This window comes from Cellulomonas sp. P4_H12, from assembly GCF_056400905.1.
Window position 1 is genome coordinate 1 of the sequence record NZ_JBFUKJ010000082.1, and the last position, 699, is coordinate 699.

The window sequence follows — 699 nt, forward strand, 5'->3', positions numbered from 1 at the left end:
GAACATCACGTCGTCGTAGCGCTCGAGCTTGGGGCGTTGGTGCGAGTGTCTGACTGCATCGTCGACCATGAGCTTGTGCAGGCCGAAACAACTTGCCACCGAGACCATCTGGGACTCGTCCGGCTTGTGCAGGCCGACCCACGCGAAGCCTCGGCCCAGGGCTCGCACCTTCGCCAGCRCCGTCTCGTGGGTGAAGGTGCCGGGCAGTCGCCGGCCCCCCACGTACACCGCGCAGTCCACGATCGCGTCCTCGACGGGACACGGGGGAGGGGCGGAAGGGTCGGGCGCGGGCGACGAGCGGAAGGACGGCAGCGACGGAAAGGGCGGCAGCGCGGGCAGGCGCGGGCGTGGCGGCAACGACGCCATGGCGGTCCTTCCTCTCGCATCGGGGGTTCGGCCTCATGCTATCCCCGGCGGTCGGGCGGGCCGCCCGCCCTCGCCGGTTCCTGAGACAATGGCCGGGTGCGCATCGACCTTCACACCCACTCCTCGGCCTCCGACGGCACCGACAGTCCCACCGAACTGATTGCGGCGGCGTCGGCCGCGGGTCTCGACGTCGTCGCACTCACCGACCACGACACCACCGCCGGCTGGGCGGAGGCGGAGGCGGCGTTGCCCGCCGGGCTGAGCCTGGTCCGCGGGATGGAGATGTCCTGCGAGGGCCGCGGCGAGGACGGCCGACCGGTCGCGGTGCACCTG

1 protein-coding gene and 1 pseudogene are annotated in these 699 nt (G+C 71.9%); one reads left to right on the forward strand and one right to left on the reverse strand.

Translation table 11 applies throughout. The features are described 5' to 3' along the window. Positions 1-366, reverse strand: a pseudogene (locus tag AC1DQC_RS19855) (transporter); the annotation flags it as partial. Between the two features lie 96 nt (positions 367-462). On the opposite strand from AC1DQC_RS19855, the gene AC1DQC_RS19860 reads away from it, so the two are divergent. Beyond that, a partial coding sequence (locus AC1DQC_RS19860) for a PHP domain-containing protein (RefSeq protein WP_477052950.1) occupies positions 463-699 on the forward strand: 237 nt, incomplete at its 3' end.